Source organism: Xanthomonas sp. SHU 308 (assembly GCF_000364645.1).
GTDB lineage: Bacteria > Pseudomonadota > Gammaproteobacteria > Xanthomonadales > Xanthomonadaceae > Xanthomonas_A > Xanthomonas_A sontii.
Genome location: NZ_AQOK01000418.1, coordinates 1 through 6,049, shown reverse-complemented (window position 1 = coordinate 6,049; position 6,049 = coordinate 1). Strand labels below are relative to the sequence as shown.

At 71.5% G+C, this 6,049-nt stretch carries 5 protein-coding genes; all 5 read right to left on the bottom strand.

Going from position 1 to position 6,049, the window contains the following annotated elements:
• Positions 1-539, bottom strand: a 539-nt coding sequence (locus D588_RS0113930; RefSeq protein ID WP_026143710.1) for a dienelactone hydrolase family protein, incomplete at its 3' end; no start/stop codon positions are given.
• Between the two features lie 207 nt (positions 540-746).
• Positions 747-2,183, bottom strand: coding sequence for a UDP-N-acetylmuramoyl-L-alanine--D-glutamate ligase (murD, locus tag D588_RS0113925; RefSeq protein ID WP_017916415.1), 1,437 nt, complete (start codon positions 2,181-2,183; stop codon positions 747-749).
• A complete protein-coding gene (murL, locus tag D588_RS0113920; protein ID WP_017916414.1) occupies positions 2,164-3,519 on the bottom strand; it encodes a UDP-N-acetyl-alpha-D-muramoyl-L-alanyl-L-glutamate epimerase in 1,356 nt (451 codons plus the stop codon). Before murL ends, murD begins: the two co-directional genes overlap by 20 nt.
• Positions 3,516-3,968, bottom strand: coding sequence for a hypothetical protein (locus D588_RS0113915; RefSeq protein ID WP_017913934.1), 453 nt, complete (start codon positions 3,966-3,968; stop codon positions 3,516-3,518). The genes murL and D588_RS0113915 overlap by 4 nt, the downstream gene beginning before the upstream one ends.
• Positions 3,952-6,049: bifunctional aspartate kinase/diaminopimelate decarboxylase (locus D588_RS0113910; RefSeq protein WP_017916413.1), on the bottom strand; the 2,098-nt coding region annotated here is incomplete at its 5' end. The genes D588_RS0113915 and D588_RS0113910, both read right to left, overlap by 17 nt.

Below are 6,049 nucleotides of genomic sequence, written 5' to 3'. Positions count from 1 at the left end.
GCGGGGGCCGCCGTAGCCAGGCCACCGTGCAGGCTGACCACGCCGGCGAGCGGCGCACCGGCGCGGACCAGTTCCAGCACCGTGGTGCCGCCGAAGCAGAAGCCGACCGCGCCGATCCGGGCCGGATCCAGCGGCGCCTTGCCGGCCTGCGCCTTCAGCGCCGCCACCGCCGCCAACGCCCGCGCGCGCAGCGTGGCCGGATCCTTCTTCAACGCGCCGGCGAACTGCCCGGCCTCGGTATCGTTGGCCGGTCGCTTGCCCTTGCCGTAGACGTCGGCCACGAGCACCACGTAGTCGTCGCCGGCCAGGCGCTTGGCCTTCTCCACCGCGGAGTCGTTGACGCCGCGCCAGTTCGGCACCATCACCAGGCCGGGGCGCGTGTCGTGGTCGGCATCGTCGTAGACCAGCACGCCGCTGAAGGTGTCCTTGCCGACCTGCCACTCCACCGGCTTGACCTGCATCGCCGCCCAGGCCGGCAGCGGCAGCACCAAGGCCAGCCCGAGCAGACCGGTCCACCGCAGCATCGATCGTATGCGCATCGCCCTTCTCCCGTGGGAACCAGGCGGCAGTCTAGAACGTGCCATGCACGTCGAGGTGAGGGCGACGGCGGCCGGCGATGGCGATGGGACAAGGCGCACAGCGCCGTCGCATGGCGGCCCGGCGAATGCTTCCGGGCATGCTCTTTCCGCCGCCCCCATGACGGACAGCGACATCAGCGACCGCGTGCGCCGACGCCGCGCCGAGGCTCAGGCGATGCCCAGCCCCGGAATGGCGCTGATCGCATCCGGGTCGAACCCGGCCAGCGCGGCGAAATGGCGGCCGCGCGCCACGTAGTCGCGGTAGGCGCCGAAGCTGGGCGCACCGGGCGACAGCAGCACCACGCCGCCCTGCTCGCCCAGCGCCGCGCGCGCCAGCGCCACCGCTTCCGCCAGGTCGGCCGCGGCATGCAGGCTGAAGCCGGTGGCGGCGGCCAGCGGCGCCAGCAGCGCATGGATGCGCGGGCCGTTGGCGCCCAGGGTGACGATCTCCAGCGGTGCCTCGCCATCGCGCATGTGCGCGGCGAAGTCCTGCCAGTCCAGGCCGCGGTCGTGACCGCCGACCAGCAGCGCGATGCGCCGCCCGCGGAAGCACTCCAGCGCCGCGAGGCTGGCATGCGGCGTGGTGCTGATCGAGTCGTTCACATAGGTCACGCCATCGCGCATGCCCAGGGTCTGCAGCCGGTTCGGTAGCGGCCGGAAGCGATCGGCCGCCGGCGCCAACGCCGCCGCATCCAGGCCCAGCGCCTCCACCGCGGCCAGCACCGCGCACAGGTTGCCGCGGTTGTGCCGGCCCGGCAGCGGCGCCTGCGCGCTGTCGTACACCGCGCTGTCGCCGCGGTAGACCACCTCGCCGCGCATGTGCCAGCCGTCCTCGCGATTGAACCAGCGCACCTCGCTGTCGGGCAGCTGCAGGGCGGCCAGTTGCGGATCGGCGGCGTTGAGCAGGGCGATGCGCGGCCGCGCATGGGTGACCAGCTCGAGCTTGTCGGCGATGTAGCGCGCCTGGCTGCCGTGCCAATCCAGATGCTCGGGGAACAGGTTCAGCACCAGCGCCAGCTGCGGCCGCGCGCCGCTGCGGGCGACATCGCCGGTCTGGTAACTGGACAGTTCGATCGCCCAGTACTGCGGCGGCGGCATCGGCGCCAGCACCTCCAGCAGCGGCACGCCGATGTTGCCGACCAGGCCGGTGCGGTGGCCGCCGGCGCGCAGCAGGTGCGCCAGCAGCGCGGTGGTGGTGCTCTTGCCCTTGGTGCCGGTGACGCAGACGCTGCCGGGCACCACCCCGTCGGCACCCGCGTGTTCGGCGAACCACAGGGCGGTGCCACCGATGAAGCGCGTGCCGCGCGCCGCGGCGGCCTGTGCCTCGGGCCGGTAAGGACTGATCCCGGGCGACTTGATCACCACATCGAACGCGGCCAGGCGCTCGGCGGTGGCCTCGGTCTCGACGTGCAGCGCCGGATCGCCAAGCGTTGCGACCTCCTCGGCTTCGGCCGTCGTGCAGAACAGGGTCAGCGGCGTGGACGCCGGGTCCCGGGTCCCGGGCCCCGGGCCCCGGCTATTGCGCAGCGCGCGGTAGGCCGCGCGACCTTCCCGACCCCAACCCCACAGCGCGACGCGCTGCGACTCAAGCTGCGAAATTCGCACGCACGCGTTCCCACAGGTCGGCCGGGATGCGGTGCTGCGCGTCCAGTTCCAGCAGCGGCTCCACGCGCAGGTCGGCAGGGTCGAGCTGCGGCTGGATCTCGCGGATGAAACGCGCCACCAGCGCGTCCTCCTTCCATTCCGCGCGCGCCGCCAGCGCCGCCATCGCCGCGCGCGACTCGCGGCCTTCGCCGACGCACTCGAACGGCTTGTGGTCCTGGAACTCCAGCAGCGCGTCGAAACCGCCGGCCTGGCCGGCGTCGTCGAGCAGGTTGCGGCCGAAGATCCGCACCAGCCGCGTCTTGGGCATGAACGGCGCCAGCGCCAGGAACACGAAATGGCACTTCGGGCAGACCCCGCACCAGCGGTGCGCCGGGCGCTCGCCGAGGATGTGGAAATTGCGGTTGCAGCTGGAGAAATGCGCGTCGTAATGGTCGGTCTTGGCGAACTGTCGCGCCACCGCCAGTTCCGACAACGGCCGCAGCAGCGAGTAGTAGCGCAGGTCCGCGGCCACGTAGCGCTGCACCTGCGTACCGAACGCCTGCTCGAAAGCCCAGCCCTTGGACCACTGGTGGTTGACCTCGCCGGTGCCGGCGATCTGGCTGCCGTAGCTGGCCGAATGTTCGTTGGAGAACACCACCTGGCCGGCGTCGTGCAGCACCGCGGCAAACACCAGGATCGCCGAGTTCACTGCGGTCACCGGGATGTGGCCGTTCCACGCGCCCTGACGGTTCAGCTCGAACAGTTCCGGCGCCAGCGTGCGACCGATGTTCAAGGTCGGCAGCCCGGTGCGCTCGGCGCAGGCGCGGATCAACTGCGAGCCGCCGATCCAGGTCACCGTCTGCGCCACGCCGGCCGCGCGCAACGCCTCGATGCTGACCAGCGAATCCTTGCCGCCGCCGATCGCCACCAGCGCCTGGTCGCGCAGCCCCAGCGCCGCGGCATCGGTGGCGTCGGCCTCCGCGGCCGGGAAGCGGATGCGCCCACGCAGGTCGAGGCCATTGCGATAGGCGAACTCCCCCAGGCCATGCAGGTACACGCTGTCCAGCAGCGCGGCGGTCTCCGCATCGATGGCGTAGTCGTCGATGACGATGCGCGGCGGCACCGCCGCCTTGTAGTAGCTGACGCCGGCGATCAGGTGCAGCAGGCGCAGGGCGCGCTGCGCCGCCTGCGCGCGCGCCGGGTCGAGCGCGAACGGCGCGCCGGGCACGGTGATGGTTTCCACCAGCTCCGGGCCGTCGTCGAACGCATAGACCAGGCGCGCCACGCCGCTGTCGGCGTCGAAGCCGCAGCGCACGAAGCGGAAGGTGGCGATCTGCTGTTTGTCGAAAGCGGTCATGGACGTCCTGCAAGCACACGGGTGTGCCGCAGATAGCGGCGGCACAGAAGAAATTCGAGCATCGAAAACGGCAAGGCGGCCCACAGCAGCGGCAGGCAGCCGAACACGAAGGCCATCAGCAGCAGTTGCCAGTGCTGTCCGGCCGGCACCGACGCGGCGGAGGCCAGCACGGCGACCAGCACATACAGCGCCAGCGCCGGCAGGTAGGCCAACGCGGCCAGGAGCGAGGTGCGCAGGGCCAGCGCGCCGGTGCTCGCCGCGGGCCCGCGGCGCTGCCAGCGCACCGCCAGCCATGCGCCGATGGCAGCGGCGGCCAACGCCGGCAACGCCCACTTCAGGCTGTCGGTCCACGGCAGCGACGTACCCGACTGATCCACCGCGGTGGCAGCCACCATCGCAAGCGCGCCGGCCGCGGCGCTGCCCGCGACGAATTCAGTCTGCGTGCCCATCGATCGCCTCCTCGCGGGGCAACTCGCGCTGGTTGTAGGTGCTGGCCATGCTGTAGCCGTAGGCGCCGGTGTCGGCGATCAACATCACGTCGTCGGGCGCGGTGCCCGCCGGCAGGCGCCGGCGCTTGCCGAACACGTCGCTGGATTCGCAGATCGGCCCGACCACGTCGAACACGGTCTCGGCCGGCTGCTCCAGGCGGCTCAGGTTCGCCACGTCGTGCCAGGCGTCGTACAGCGCCGGGCGGATCAAGGTGTTCATGCCGGCGTTCAGCCCGACCCGGCGGATGCCGTCCTTCTCGATCACCTGGGTGGCGCGGGCCAGCAGCACGCCGCACTCGGCGACCAGGTAGCGGCCCGGTTCGATCGCCAGGCGGAACGCCGGATGCACGGCCTTGGCCTCGGCCAGGCCCTGGGCGAAGGTCTCCAGGTCGAACGGTTCGTCGTCGGCGCTGTACGGGATCGGCAGGCCGCCACCGATGTCGATGACCTCGACGCTGCCGATGCGCCGGGCGAAGCCGGCCAGCTCGTCGCACATGCGCCGCCAGTGCTGCGCCGTCTCCACGCCGCTGCCCAGGTGCGCGTGCAGGCCGACGATGCGGATGTCCAGCGCGCGCGCGGCCTCGACGAACTCGTCGACGCGGGTCGCCGACAGACCGAACTTGGAGGCCTTGCCGCCAGTGTTGACCTTCTCGTGGTGGCCGTCGCCATGGCCCAGGTCGATGCGCAGCCACAGGCTGCGGCCGCGGAACAGCTCCGGCCAGCGCTGCAGCGCCTCGACGTTGTCCACGGTGACGGTCACGCCCAGCGCGAACGCGGCTTCGTACTCGGCGCGGGGCGCGAAGCTGGGGGTGAACAGCACGCGGCGCGGCGACAGCTCCGGCACGATCTCGAACACCCGGCGCAGCTCGCCGTGCGACACGCACTCCAGGCCAAAACCCTCCTCGACCAGGGTCTGCAGGATCGCCGGATGCGCGTTGGCCTTGATCGCGTAGTAGCGCTGATCCACCGCGGCGATCGTCTTGAGCGCACGCGCGCGTTCGCGCAGGGTCGGCAGGTGGTAGATGTAGCGCGGCGTGCCTGCCTCGGCCAGGCGCAGCAGATGCGCGCGCTCACCCTGCCACCACGGCACCGGCCGCGGCCTCACCGTGCCGGCGATCTCGCGCCAGCGCGGGCCGAACACCTCGGTTTCTTCCACCGGCATCGCGCCGCTGTCGATCAGCTCGGCGTGCAGGATCGGCAGCAATCCGTCGGCGTCGGTCTCGTCGATGACGAAGGTCAGGTTCAGGTCGTTGGACGACTGCGAGATCATGTGCACGCGCTCCTTGCCGAACGTGGCCCACACGTCCGAGAGCTTGTGCAGCAGCGAGCGCATGCCGCGCCCGACCAGGGTGATCGCGGCGCACGGCACGATGATCTTGACCCGGCAGATCTCCGCTAGGTCGGCCGACAGCGCGGCCAGCACGTCGGTGTTGACCAGGTTCTCGCTCGGGTCCAGCGACACGGTGACGTTGGTCTCGGCCGAGCCGATCAGGTCCACCGACAGCCCATGCTTCTTGAACAGCGCGAACACGTCGGCCAGGAAGCCGACCTGCTGCCACATGCCGATGCCTTCCATCGACACCAGCACGATGCCGTTGCGGCGGCTGATCGCCTTGACCCCGGGCACGGTGCGGGCGTTGCCGTCGATGCTGGTGCCGGGCAGCTCCGGGCGCTCGGTGTCCAGGATCGCCATCGGCACGCCGCCGTCGCGGCACGGCTTGATCGAGCGCGGGTGCAGCACCTTGGCGCCGGTGGTGGCGATTTCCTGCGCCTCGTAGTAGTCCAGGCGGGTCAGCAGGCGCGCGTCCGGCACCTCGCGCGGATTGGCGCTGAACATGCCCGGCACGTCGGTCCAGATCTCGACCCGGCTGGCGCCGAGCAGCGCGCCGAAGTAGGCGGCCGAGGTATCCGAGCCGCCGCGGCCGAGGATGGCGGTGCCGCCGTCCTCATGCCGGGCGATGAAGCCCTGGGTGATCAGCATGCGCGTGGGCTGGGCGACGAAGCGCGCGCGCCACTGCGGATCGGACTGCCACTGGCACGAC